Source organism: uncultured Veillonella sp., from assembly GCF_963551295.1.
Classification (GTDB): Bacteria; Bacillota; Negativicutes; order Veillonellales; family Veillonellaceae; genus Veillonella.
This window is the reverse complement of sequence record NZ_CAUVFT010000026.1, coordinates 1-12,526: the sequence shown is the minus strand read 5'-3', so window position 1 is coordinate 12,526 and position 12,526 is coordinate 1. Positions and strand designations below refer to the sequence as shown.

Genomic DNA, 12,526 nt, shown 5'->3' with positions numbered 1-12,526 from the left:
GAACATGATATTAGTCTTTGCAGTATACAGATGGTAATAATGCATATACAGCAGCACATGTTACAAGATCTTGTTTCCATGTAATTTCGTTAGGAGCATGTGCTTGTGCTTCTGCACCAGGACCGAAGCCAATACAAGGAATGCCATTACGACCCATGATAGATACACCATTTGTGGAGAATGTCCATTTATCAGTTAATGGACGAGCTTTACGCATTTCAACTGTATCTTCTGCACCAATACGTTCATTGCCATATAAGCTAGTGTATGCTTCTTCCAAAGCTTCTGTTACTTTATGATCTTTAGGAATTACCCATGTTGGGAAGTAGCATTCGATTGGATAGGTTAAACCAGTCCAAGATGGACGAGCATATTCGTACATGGATACTTTCGCACCATATTCTTTAACATGTGGCAACGCTTCGATTTCTGCCAAACAACTTTGCCAAGTTTCACCAGCAGTCATACGACGATCCAAGGAAATAGCACAGGAGTCAGCTACTGCACAACGGCTTGGAGAAGTATAGAAAATTTGGGAAGTAGTTACTGTACCGCGACCTAAGAAGCGAGCTTCTTCGTAATGGTCAGGGTTGAATTTAGGGTCAAGCATTTTAACAAGACCTTTAATTGCTGTGCTTTCATCGGCAGAATTAGCATTCAAATCACGAATGTCTTGAAGAATATCTGCCATTTTATAGATAGCGTTGTCACCGCGTTCCGGCGCAGAACCATGGCAAGATACGCCTTGTACGTCTACGCGGATTTCCATACGACCACGTTGACCGCGGTAGATACCGCCATCAGTTGGCTCAGTGGATACTACGAATTCAGGACGTATATTGCGTTCTTTAATCATGTATTCCCAGCAAAGACCATCGCAATCTTCCTCTTGAACTGTACCTACAACAAGTACTCGATATTTGTCGTTAAGAAGGCCTAAATCTTTCATGATCTTAGCGCCGTATACAGCGGATACAATACCACCCAATTGGTCAGATACGCCACGGCCACCAATTTTAGTTTCGTCTTCGAAACCATCATATGGATCAAAATCCCAATTGTCACGATTGCCAATACCAACTGTATCAATATGTCCATCAAAGGCAATGAGAGTTTTCCCTGTGCCCATATATCCGAGAATATTCCCCATAGGATCCACTTCAACTTCATCAAATCCTAGATCTTTCATTTCTTGTTCTATACGTTTTACATGATCTTTTTCTTCAGCACTTTCTCCTGGAAATGCTACGATCTCACGTAAAAACTTTGTCATCGCTGGGCCATAAGTTGCCGCTGCTTGTTTAATTGCTTGTAAATCCATAATTAATGCCTCCTAACGATCTTCACCATACCACATAATGTTTTTATATCTTTCAGGATCCGTATCACCTTCAGTGGAGAAACAGAGTACCTTTGAAGACGCATCTAATTCTAACTCTTTCCGTAAGTCTTCATATTCCGGCATCGTCATAATTGCCATTACAAGACCTAATGGAACTGCACCAGACTCACCAGTAGTAATTGGAGTATCGCCTTTAATTGGTGCACCACCAACGCGCATGCCTAAACGTGCCACCCAGTCAGGCGCAGAAACGAATACATCTGCATGATTTCTTAAAATATCCCAAGAAACCGTGTTCGGTTCACCACAAGCTAAACCTGCCATAATTGTTTCTAGATCACCTTCTACGATACGAGGTTTACCATCATCAGCTACAGCGCCTTTGTATAAACAAGCTGCTGCTGCCGCTTCTACAACAACTAATTTAGGTTTTTTAGCCACATTGCTGTATAGATTAGTGAAGTAACCCACTACAGAACCGGCAAGGGAGCCTACACCAGCTTGTACAAATACATGTGTAGGAACTTTACAATTATCAGCTTCTAATTGATTTGCTGTTTCCATAGCCATTGTGCCATAGCCTTGCATAATCCAGTTTGGAATTTCTTCATAACCCTCCCATGCAGTATCTTGAACTACAACACCGTTAGGAACTTCTTTAGACTTTTTAGTTGCTAAGCGTACACACTCATCGTAGTTGAAGTCTTCGATTGTTACGGTAGCGCCTTCGTTTTCGATTTGTTTTCTACGATATTCTGTAGAACCCTTTGGCATAAACACTACAGATTTTTGACCTAATTTATTGGCTGCCCATGCTACACCACGACCGTGGTTACCATCAGTTGCAGTAAAGAATGTAGCTTGACCAAACTCTTCTTTTAATTTTGCAGATGTTAATACATCATATGGTACATCCTCAACAGCTTTACCAGTTTGTTGCGCCACATATTTTGCCATCGCATAGGAACCGCCTAATACCTTAAATGCATTAAGGCCAAATCGGTAAGATTCATCTTTTACAAAGAGTGCATCAACACCGATATGAGATGCTAAATTCTTAAGCGATACAAGTGGAGTAATGCTATATTGTGGAAAACTTTCATGAAACGCTTTAGCTTTCTTAACCTCTCTAACATCCATAACGGACAAAAACTTGTCACTTGATGGTGCCATCGTATTACGTTTCCACTGAATTCGTTCCATATTTGCCTCCTAGGATTCTTCCTTTACAGTATTTAAATCACTATAAAGAGTAAACTTAGAAATATTAAAATACTCTGCTATCTTCTCAGAAGACTTCGAGATAAGAAAAGCCCCTTTTTCGTTTAAATAGGTAATAGCTTTTAAGCGTTCCACCTTATTCATCAATGGTCCTGGTTTACCAACTATACGTTCTACATCTAGTAATAAATCACCTAATAGTTCCGATACACTCGTCGTAATTTTTTCAACAGATCCTGCATCTTCCTGACCTGTATTGACCAGACTATCCAAAAGCCGATGCATCAAAACAAACTCTGTTATATCTTGGTTAATCCCCAACAAGTATGCTATACGACCTGTATCATCACGAATATACATGGTAGAAGATTTTAATATCCGGCCATCTTTAGTTTTTGTGAGATAACCAAATCTACCCTCGCTACCATCGTCATGACTCAGCACATCTAAAACCACATGCGATGGACCATCACCAACATGTCGATTAGTTATAGTTCCATTCTCAATATATACAAGAGACGAATTGATATCCCCTTGTAAATCATGAATCAATACTTCACAGGATGGGCCAAATTGCGCCGCTAATCCATGGGCTATGACTTTTATTCGCTCTAATGTACTCATTGAAATAACCCCTCTTCCAATGTCATTGGTTAACCTTTCCAGTTTAAATAACGCCAGCCCGGTTAATAGCTAATATAAAATTAACCCTAACTATTTTTGTATCAACCTAAATTTTTGTTAGGTTCTTTAACTAAATTATAGGGCTATGTGTACAAAAATGCAATACAATTATGCATTAAAGTTATTTATAATTATACGCTTATATACACAAATAGAGATAAAGATAAATAAATATTATGATTTTCATCACATTTACTTAACGATATTAAAATTTTTAATGACCTTTGCTTTATCATACCAATCATAAGTACATGAAAAAAAGGCTGTAATAACGAATTATCGTCATTACAGCCTTTTTATTATTAACTATTAGTATTTATTTAGTAGTTGAAATCAAATTAAGCATTTGCTAATGTTTTACCTAATTCTTGGCATTGTGCATTACCATCATCATCAGGTTCGCCCAAGATTGCTACGCCATCAGCCACTAATTCGCCACCAGCATCTTTAATTCGAGTGCCCCAGTCTTCCAACCAAGTGCCACCCCAACCATAGGAGCCAAAGATCGCTATTTTTTTACCACTCAACTTGCCTTCTAGTTCAGTGTAGAATGGTTCAAATTCGCCTTCTTCTAATTGTTCTGCACCCATATCAGCACAGCCAAGAGCTAATTTTTCATAAGCTGCTGCTTCATCAACAGATACTTCAGAAACGGATTTTACTTCAACTTCTTGACCTGCAGCTTTAATACCTTCAGCTACTTCATAAGCCATGCGTTCTGTATTGCCTGTACCGGACCAAAAAATTACACCAATCATCTTGTACCTCCTAGGCCGTTCTTGCGACCAATGAACTAAATGTTTTTCCCAACATCAATTGAGTTTGACAAAATTCACGACATGCTTTGTAACACAAGAAAGAGCGTTGCGCATTTACCACATCATGGTAAACCTTCCACTCTCCGCACATTCGGTATCCTCCACCACGATAAGAAATAAAACATTTCACATCCTTTAATGGGTAACCTAAAAAAATGCCGATTTCATGTGGAAACTCAATGCTTACTTCCATACGATATCTAAGATGTTCAAGCATCTCCATAATGCTCATTCGATCATGATAACCGTAGGCTTTCAAAAATAACATCACCGCAGGTTGCCGTACATAGTCTCTTAATTGCTTCTCACGGAATACCAATAATAGTCTTCGCGCTTTACAACGACATAATTCAAAGAAGAACAATCCTTTTTCATTGAACGCTTTATTATATTCTGTCAATACAAATTGGATTTGTTCATTCATGTCCCGTGGAATAGAAACCAAGTTCGATAGCTTAATACCTCGAATTGCCGGTGCACAATGATATCCAATGATATGGTCAATTGAATTCATCATAATAGTACCTGCCTGTTGCACATCGTTAGAACTTCCTCTAATGAGAATAATTCCTATAGGCTCATAGTACTCTTGATGAGAAAAATTGTCAAGAATAATTGATATATATTTTCAATAATTATTTATTATTTGGTATGTAATAAACCTTTAACTTTAGGGAATACAACACTATCATTAGCTTCATCAACAGCGATTAAATGAGCATTTGGTCCTGTATATTTATCTTCAGAAATACTAATATGTAATATCTCATTATAAGAATTATTATTAGCTACACTTTTATGTTTCAATGTGCCTTCATAGGCATTGCCTTGTTTTACTAATGGATTTATTACCGTAAAAGTGCCAAGCGCAGGGCTCTCACCCTTGTTAATAGCAGCGGCCAATGCACCAATTGAGGAAGAATCTGTATTCATATGTTTTGCTTCACTCATACGACCAAATAATTGTTTACCTAATACAACATTAGCATAAACAGCATATCGCATTTCGTTTTCTGTTTTAATATTTAATGTATATACATCTGCAGAAGATACACCTGCTTCAAGAAGTACAGATTTAACGTCTTTTTTCCCTTCCCCTGCAAATAATGCTTTAGGATTGTTTTGATACATAGTAACACCTTCAGGCAATTTAACACCTCGATATGTTACAGTTTGACTTCTACTTAAAATGGACTTGATATTTGCTGCAGAACCCGTAGCTGGCACAGATGCCAACACAGCCGCTGCCGTAGCAAGTAATACTAATTTCTTCATGTTTTTCCTCATCAAAGCTTTAATATAATAAGCTAGCAATACAACATCTAGGGATTAAAGCCAAACAATGGCTTAGTCTATTCTAAACATCTATTGTCATTAAAGTATTTATAGTAATAACCCAGTGTTAAAGAACCGCCCACCAAGGAGCGGTTCTTTAACATTATAGTAATATAAAATATACATTATATTATTTCTTTTGTGCCTTAGCCCAACTATCGCGTAAGCCAACAATACGATTCATCACAATATGTTCTGGAGTACTGTCTTTATCAGTTACAAAGTAACCTTGACGCAAGAATTGGAAATGATCACCTGGTACAGTTGTAGCAAGACTTGCTTCACCTTTACTGTTGAACACTTGCAAGGACTCATGGTTGAAATCGCCCAAGAAGTCTTTACCATCCGAATCTTCTTTAAGTAAATAATCATATAAGCGAGATTCAATATCTACTGCAGTAGATGCTTCAACCCAGTGCAATGTGCCTTTTACCTTACGAGTGCAACCGCTACCACTCTTAGTTTCTGGATCATATGTACAGTGTATTTCTGTAATATTGCCATTTTCATCTTTAATAACATCAGTACATGTAATGAAGTATGCACCTTTTAAGCGTACTTCTTTACCTGGTGCTAAACGGAAGAATTTCTTAACTGGTTCTTCCATAAAGTCACTTCGTTCGATGTAGATTTCACGACCAAATACAACTTCACGGTTACCAAGCTCTTCATTCTCAGGATTATTTTCAACTGTGCAAAGTTCAGTTTGTCCTTCTGGATAGTTAGTAATGACCACTTTTACAGGATCAACAACAACCATAGGGCGTTTAGCTTTAAGTTTCAAGTCCTCTCGAATACAGAACTCAAGCAAAGCAATATCTACAACGCTATCAGCTTTAGCTACGCCAATACGATCACAGAAGTCACGAATAGATTCCGGAGTATACCCACGACGGCGCAAACCTGAAATAGTTGGCATACGAGGATCATCCCAACCAGCTACCAGACCAGCTTCAACGAGAGCACGCAATTTACGTTTAGACATAACCATTTTAGTTACATTTAAGCGAGCAAACTCAATTTGTTGTGGAATTTCAGTATCATCCCATTCCTCTAACACCCAATCATATAATGGCCGGTGAACTTCAAATTCCAATGTACAAATAGAATGCGTAATGCGTTCAATAGCATCTTCAATAGGATGGGCAAAATCATACATAGGGTAAATTTTCCACTCATTACCCGTATTATGATGCTCTGTATTTACAATACGATAAATAACAGGATCACGCATTACGATATTAGGATGCGCCATATCGATTTTTGCACGCAATACCTTTTCCCCATTTTTATACTTGCCAGCCTTCATTTCTTCGAAGAGTGCCAAGTTTTCTTCTACACTACGATCACGGTATGGACTATTGACACCAGGAGTAGAGAAATCGCCGCGATTTTGTTTAATTTCATCTGCAGTTTGATCATCTACATAAGCCTTGCCAAGGGTGATTAATTTCTTAGCATACTCATACATTTGATCAAAATAATCAGATGCATAACGTGGTTGTTCATTCCAATCAAATCCAAGCCATTTAACATCTTCCATGATGGAGTTTACATATTCGACATCTTCTTTTACAGGATTTGTATCATCAAAGCGAAGATTTGTTAAGCCATTGTATTGCTTGCCAATACCAAAGTTAAGGCAGATAGATTTAGCATGGCCAATATGCAAATAACCATTTGGTTCAGGTGGGAAACGAGTCAATACACGACCACCGTACTTGCCAGTTTCGTTATCTTTGTTGATAATAGCTTCAATAAAGTTAACAGATACAACTTCTTCAGGAGCTACACTTTTTTCAATGTCTTTATGTTCCAACGTTCTTACCTCCATAGGAAAAATATTCTTTTATTTTACCATATTTTGTATAAAACCGCATATCTTTTAATGTCTTGCACTTTTAGTCGAAATCAGTTAAATCAACGCCAGCCTTTTTAAGCTCTTCTAGCGCAGACTCTACATCCATTTGAGGTTTCTTATAATTTACTTCTTCATTCACACATGTTTTTAACGGTTTCTTATGAACGCCGGCAATAATATTATCCGCTGTCAAAATAGACATGTCATAACGAGTTCTATCTGTGTAAGAGCCAATATGTGGTACAATGAGGCAATTTTCTACATCTAATAATGGATGATCTACTGGTAATGGTTCTGGATCCGTTACATCGAGGGCTGCATAATCGATTTCACCCGTTTTAAGGGCATTGATAAGTGCCTCTGTATCTACGATAGGTCCACGACCAACATTAACAAATAAAGCGGTATTCTTCATTTTCTTGAAGAATGCCTCGTCACACATATGATATGTTTCATCTGTTAATGGAGCCATAACGCATACTACATCACTAATGGCTAATAAATCATCTAACTCCATATAAGTAGTCTTATGAATCTTATCATCCAAACGTTGGTTACGATTATGATATACAACAGTCATACCAAATGCACGAGCACGACGAGATATAGATACGCCGATAGCCCCCATGCCGATGATACCAAGAGTACGACGACTCAAATCAAAGCCTTTAATATTAGAAGGTCTTTGAGCCCAACGACCGTCTTTTACAAAGTTAGCATTTTCTATAATACGACGACTAGCCGTGGCAATCAACGTAAATGCAAGTTCTGCTACCGTTTCATTGAGAACACCTGGCGTATTGCCATAAGGAATACCTGCCGCTGTTAGTTCATCAATATTTACATTATCATAACCTACGGCCGCTTGTGCTATAACCTTTAATTTTGGTGCATTCTTTACAAGATCACCATCTACATCTAAAGGTCGCACACACCACAAACCATCCGCATCAACGAGCCATTCCTTTAATGTCTCACGTGGCATTACTGTCTTTTCAGTCCATTGGCGCACCTCTACATGCTCTTTTAAATATGCAATCGCATCTTTGCGAACCAGTCCATTTACTACTACTAGAGGTTTCTTTTCCATGTATATCCCTCCCTAAAAAATTCTATGTATTATAATTATATTTTATACTAGAAAGCTAACGTAATACAACAAAAAGGAGTAAGGTCAAAACCTCACTCCTTTTATGTATAATTTAAATTTGAACTAGTTCAAATCTGCAGTACAGTTAGGGCATTTAACTGCATTGATATTGATTTCAGATTTACAAAATTGACATTCTTTCGTTGCAGGTGCTTCTGCAACTTCCTCTTCTTTCGCAGATTTCATCATTTTAGCCAAACCACGAACCATCAAGAATACAACAAATGCCAAAATCAAGAATTGAATCAAATCAGTAATAAATGTACCATATGGCAATACAGAACCAGCTGCACGAGCTGTAGCAATATCAGCACCAGCCATGAATGCATCTTTAGAACCTGTGCTCAATGGCAAGTACAAATTACTAAAATCAATACCACCTGTGAATACACTGAGAACAGGCATAAATAGGTTGTTTACAACAGAATTAACCAATGCTGTGAAAGCAGCACCAATAATCATACCAATAGCTAGGTCCATCATATTGCCTTTGAAAGCAAATGCTTTAAAGTCGTTTAAAAAGTCTTTCATTTTCATACTCCTAGATACGTTTAATTGAGAATGCATTAATAACAGTACTAATCATAAAATAAAGGTAAAAAGATGTCAAGAAATTTCGATGTAGTTTTTAAAATTTAGTTAATATAGTTTTTCATAATTCTATCTATTATTGTAATAAATCACTTATTATGCGTATTTTTTACACCATATTTCCTATGCCTACACTTTAAAACGCTATGTTACCTCCTAAAAAATAGAGTCTAACTAAACTTTGGTCAGACTCTATTAATTAGAAGTAGTAATGTATTACTCCATTAACCTAAACCTAGCGAAAGAAGTTTAGCACGCTCTATTACTGCAATAAATGCAGGTGGTATCATAGAAGCATCTAAAAATTGACTTATACGACGCCCTACAATCACTCCTTTATTGGCATAGAACCAAGAGAAGTAATAAATATGTAAATCATCCAACTTACGATCCGAAATATTTGGTAAACATCGTTGTACAATTTGGCTTTTAGTAATACCTAATTTAGCATAACCACGCCGCGCCATATCCTTTGTTACCATCGGACGAGCGTCATCAATAATGTCCTTGATGATGGCATCCATTATGGAACGCTTGTGCATCGCAAGTAAATACGATACAAAATCCATTTCAAAACAGATTTCCTCCGTATAGAATATATTGCTATGTGCTTTTGCATATTTTCCCTCAACATCGCGATCATAGAGCGCTACTGTAGGAATAGAGAATCTATTAAACAATTTTTGCAATTTACTGATAGAGGACTCGCCCCGAGCGTTGATAAGACAGATTCCAAAATAGTCAAAGTCCACGCCTAATTTTTTACCAAAGCCTGTAAAGCTACCGTACTCAGTCTCCCCTTCTACGATGATAATACACCGAGCGTATAGAGCCTCTTTTGCCTCAGGAAAATGCATAATCAAGTGTTTCTCTACCTCTTTAGGGAAATTGAAAGTAACTCCACACGCTGCACAAACCATATTATTTTCATCCCGATAAAGCCGAATAATATGACGATAATCGTCAACTAGTGCATCCGTACTGTGAGTAACCACAAAGAGCTGTCCTAATAATCCATCTATTTTAAAAATATCTCGCAGCAATGCTAAAAACTCTTCATTTTCATTAGTTGCAATTTGACGGTAATAATTGAGCACGGCCCGTTGCAAATACGGACTTAAATGTAGCTCAGGCTCATCCACACTTATAAAGATTGGTAAAAACTTGTGTCCCTTTGCATCATATACAAGTAAAGATTCTAAATTTGTAGTTGCACTACTCACTTTCATATAAATTTGAGCCAAAATCTTGAGAGCCACAGCCATAATCAATCGTACATTATCAGCAGAATACTTACGTTCCATAGCGGAGGATGTAGACAATACCTCTACAAGATGTTGAATATTGAGCATACAGTAAGGATCTAAATCCTTACGTAAACTAACAATTTCACGCTGAAAATCATCAGTAGGCATTTCTAATCGAGACACATAAGCTTGTAATAGCTGCCCTAATTCTACATATATAGAGGACGGTATAGAAAACAGTTCCTGCTCTGAGGTGTCGCGATGACACACATATAAAGCATGACGAATCATAGACAACGGCATAGGCTCAATCTCTGCATCAGTGACTCTGTATAATCGTGGATATACCTCTTGTACAACTTGTTCAAGTCGTAAACGGTAGGTAGGTCCCTCATCAGCAGTATACATGCTTTTATAATTTAACTCACCTAAAGATATTTCAAAATCAATGCGGATAGGCTTGTTTACATCCGTAAAATCACTTTCAACAAACCCATTGCACTCCATGATAATTTCTAAGAGATCTAGGAAATTAGACTTACCTACCGCATTCTCACCGACAAAATAATTAATATCATTGTGAAAGCTCAACGTTACATCCGCTAAGTTCCTATAGTTTTCAATATGCATCCATTTTATATACATAGCTCCTCCGTCTGTAGCTACTTTCAAAATGAAAAAGCTCTAGTATATTTCATTACAATAAATCACTAACTAATACCCCTGTATTTTATCTTTTATGTAAAAAGGTGCCAATCACGAATGTAATCAGCACCCCCACTGTCATATACAGTCTGATACTGTATATATTCGACATTTATTTAATTTTATCCTCTATAACCTTGCCCTCTCTTAATGGACCACTCTGTTCTTTAAGACGCGCCAACATGACAGAGGATATAAACATAGCAATACCAGCTCCTACTGTTGCTATGGATAAGCTTTCACCAAAGATTAAGAACCCATAGAAGGAACTAATAAATACGCCAACGTATTGCAAGAATTGAGCCACTACAGCATTGGTCGTAACAAAGGCGCCAGTCAAGAAAAACTGAGCCACTACACTAATACCACCGATAGCGAAGATAATGAGCCAATCTGTACCTTGAGGCATAACGAGCTCATCTGTAGTAACCAAGCCCGCAATCATGCCAGTAATCATGAAATAGGCCATGATTTCAAAATTACTATGTTTTCCGCGTTTACTAATAGTTCGTATCGTCGTATAGGCCGCTGCAGCTAAAGCAGCACCTAAAATTGCTACCAATGCATACCAAGAAAATGATTCATAACTAAAAGGATTTACCATTACTAAGACAGCAATCAAAATGACTCCAAGCCATTTGCCAGCCCCTTTAGGTATCGATTCCTTCAGAAACAGAGCACTAAAGATAAAAACAAATATTCCTGTCGTCTGAAATAGAATTGTTGCATCAGATAATTTTATGTGTACCAATGCTATGAAATTACATACCATACCAAAACCGCCGTATAAGCCACGCATGACGAGGAGCCCCCGATCCTCTTTTGAAAATCGGATGCCCTTCACATACATGATAATGAGCACCGCAACAGTTCCAAAGAACCCACGGGCAAAAGCGATCTCCCCAGGTGGAATATTAGTACCCAACAATTTTACGAATACATTCATCGTACTAAATAAAAATGCGGATAACAATGCATATATAAGGCCCTTTTTAGCCATAGCCCCTCCTATAATTATATTTCTCTATATAATTATAACCCCAGATTTCTATAAATAATGGATACATCAATACATACTAACAAAATTTCATATCATATATGATGAATGTAAATTTAATGAAAAAATGAATTTAGTTAGTTAATCAATAAAAAATGATTACTCAATAAGAAACATATAGATATGCCGCCCTTCTAATGAAAGGCGGCATTATATTATTTAGAGAATGTATCTACAAAATCTAAGATTTCTTGTTTCATATTCTCTTTGTCGATTGCTTTTGTAAAGCGCAATGATTTGGATTGTAAGGCTTCCAATTGTTTAGGGAAGGCCACTCCCGTTACAGCAGAGATATTATCTAAGCTTTCATAAGGAGTCTCGCCCACCTTGATATCTAATGCCTCACAGATTGGTGTAGGGAATTTAAATGGATGTGCTGTAGATGCAATCACTGTATGACGAGCGCCATCTTCAGGATGCTTCTCCAACTCCTTCATATACGCCCCCATAGCAACCGCCGTATGAGGATCCATTACATAACCATAAGAATTGTATACTTGTTGAATGATCGCTTT

At 37.5% G+C, this 12,526-nt stretch carries 11 protein-coding genes and 1 pseudogene; all 12 read right to left on the bottom strand.

Annotated features, from left to right (window positions below):
• Positions 1–10 precede the first annotated feature (10 nt).
• Positions 11–1,321 (bottom strand): YgeY family selenium metabolism-linked hydrolase, encoded by a 1,311-nt coding sequence (locus RYO55_RS07585; RefSeq protein ID WP_302498158.1) that lies wholly within the window; start codon positions 1,319–1,321, stop codon positions 11–13.
• A gap of 12 nt (positions 1,322–1,333) precedes the next feature.
• Positions 1,334–2,545 carry a diaminopropionate ammonia-lyase gene (dpaL, locus tag RYO55_RS07580; protein WP_195213099.1) on the bottom strand — a complete coding sequence of 404 codons (1,212 nt, stop codon included), beginning with the start codon at positions 2,543–2,545 and terminating at the stop codon, positions 1,334–1,336.
• 9 nt (positions 2,546–2,554) lie between these two features.
• The gene (locus RYO55_RS07575; RefSeq protein ID WP_295814375.1) at positions 2,555–3,187 is read right to left on the bottom strand and encodes a transcriptional regulator; all 633 of its coding nucleotides are present in this window, start codon (positions 3,185–3,187) and stop codon (positions 2,555–2,557) included.
• Positions 3,188–3,585: 398 nt separating this feature from the next.
• Entirely contained in the window at positions 3,586–4,005 is a 420-nt protein-coding gene (locus tag RYO55_RS07570; protein WP_004696544.1) for a flavodoxin, read from the bottom strand.
• A 10-nt stretch (positions 4,006–4,015) separates the two neighbouring features.
• The gene (locus tag RYO55_RS07565; protein WP_308521437.1) at positions 4,016–4,603 is read right to left on the bottom strand and encodes a DUF3793 family protein; all 588 of its coding nucleotides are present in this window, start codon (positions 4,601–4,603) and stop codon (positions 4,016–4,018) included.
• Between the two features lie 104 nt (positions 4,604–4,707).
• Entirely contained in the window at positions 4,708–5,340 is a 633-nt protein-coding gene (locus RYO55_RS07560) for a hypothetical protein (protein ID WP_314984898.1), read from the bottom strand.
• Between the two features lie 190 nt (positions 5,341–5,530).
• Positions 5,531–7,219 carry a glutamine--tRNA ligase/YqeY domain fusion protein gene (locus RYO55_RS07555; protein ID WP_314984896.1) on the bottom strand — a complete coding sequence of 563 codons (1,689 nt, stop codon included), beginning with the start codon at positions 7,217–7,219 and terminating at the stop codon, positions 5,531–5,533.
• An 82-nt stretch (positions 7,220–7,301) separates the two neighbouring features.
• On the bottom strand, positions 7,302–8,351 hold the full coding sequence (locus tag RYO55_RS07550; RefSeq protein WP_295814361.1) for a D-glycerate dehydrogenase: 1,050 nt from the start codon (positions 8,349–8,351) through the stop codon (positions 7,302–7,304).
• A 123-nt stretch (positions 8,352–8,474) separates the two neighbouring features.
• Complete coding sequence (gene mscL, locus RYO55_RS07545) at positions 8,475–8,942, bottom strand: large conductance mechanosensitive channel protein MscL (RefSeq protein ID WP_012864626.1); 468 nt, start codon at positions 8,940–8,942, stop codon at positions 8,475–8,477.
• A gap of 284 nt (positions 8,943–9,226) precedes the next feature.
• Positions 9,227–10,894: an AAA family ATPase gene (locus RYO55_RS07540; RefSeq protein ID WP_314984895.1), complete on the bottom strand. Its 1,668-nt coding sequence runs from the start codon at positions 10,892–10,894 to the stop codon at positions 9,227–9,229.
• A 172-nt stretch (positions 10,895–11,066) separates the two neighbouring features.
• Complete coding sequence (locus tag RYO55_RS07535) at positions 11,067–11,954, bottom strand: DMT family transporter (RefSeq protein WP_221740905.1); 888 nt, start codon at positions 11,952–11,954, stop codon at positions 11,067–11,069.
• A gap of 212 nt (positions 11,955–12,166) precedes the next feature.
• Positions 12,167–12,526, bottom strand: a pseudogene (locus RYO55_RS07530) (threonine synthase); the annotation flags it as partial.

Bases quoted from the DNA above. Each gene is read 5' to 3' on its own strand.
- RYO55_RS07540 (WP_314984895.1), bottom strand. From the start codon at position 10,894: ATGTATATAAAATGGATGCATATTGAAAACTATAGGAACTTAGCGGAT.
- RYO55_RS07560 (WP_314984898.1), bottom strand. From the start codon at position 5,340: ATGAAGAAATTAGTATTACTTGCTACGGCAGCGGCTGTGTTGGCATCT.
- RYO55_RS07535 (WP_221740905.1), bottom strand. From the start codon at position 11,954: ATGGCTAAAAAGGGCCTTATATATGCATTGTTATCCGCATTTTTATTT.
- RYO55_RS07550 (WP_295814361.1), bottom strand. From the start codon at position 8,351: ATGGAAAAGAAACCTCTAGTAGTAGTAAATGGACTGGTTCGCAAAGAT.
- dpaL (WP_195213099.1), bottom strand. From the start codon at position 2,545: ATGGAACGAATTCAGTGGAAACGTAATACGATGGCACCATCAAGTGAC.
- RYO55_RS07570 (WP_004696544.1), bottom strand. From the start codon at position 4,005: ATGATTGGTGTAATTTTTTGGTCCGGTACAGGCAATACAGAACGCATG.
- mscL (WP_012864626.1), bottom strand. From the start codon at position 8,942: ATGAAAGACTTTTTAAACGACTTTAAAGCATTTGCTTTCAAAGGCAAT.
- RYO55_RS07585 (WP_302498158.1), bottom strand. From the start codon at position 1,321: ATGGATTTACAAGCAATTAAACAAGCAGCGGCAACTTATGGCCCAGCG.
- RYO55_RS07575 (WP_295814375.1), bottom strand. From the start codon at position 3,187: ATGAGTACATTAGAGCGAATAAAAGTCATAGCCCATGGATTAGCGGCG.